We start from the raw sequence: 424 nt of genomic DNA, 5'->3' as shown, positions 1-424 counted from the left end.
GGAATTGATCTGGCGGCGGGGAAGATGCTTTATGATCTGATGAAAAACGCTTAGGGTCATTCTTGGGTCCGTTTTTGGGAGAGATTCTGAAATCAGGCGTTGCAACCACGATTCTAGACGATCTCCTTACAAAACGGACCTTTTTATCCTAAATCAGAATTTTCCCGGACAGTAGTGCAGGTTGGTATTTCCCTCCAATCATCTCCTCCAACCGGGCCATCAGCGACAGAACCTTGCCGTTCGTGCCGCGGGCGCCGATGGCCTGGAGGGCAACGGGAAGCCCGGCACCGCAGGGCACCACACCGGCGGGCTGCTGGGTCAGGTTGATGAAGAAGCTGGACACCCGCAAAAACCTCGCCATTGGAGGTGATTTCTGATTCACTTCGATCATGGAGGTGTTTTCATGGATCCGAGCAGTCTTTTC

The 424-nt window shown here is 53.1% G+C and carries 1 protein-coding gene; it reads right to left on the bottom strand.

The window, feature by feature from the left end:
- Nucleotides 1–148: 148 nt before the first annotated feature.
- The coding region (locus ACXAIC_RS24840; protein ID WP_475187134.1) for a hypothetical protein at nt 149–424 on the bottom strand (276 nt) is incomplete at its 5' end.

This window comes from Roseibium sp. AWQ4_254, assembly GCF_056161025.1.
Note: the sequence above shows the minus strand (reverse complement) of the source record. Positions and strands in the feature narration are given on the sequence as shown.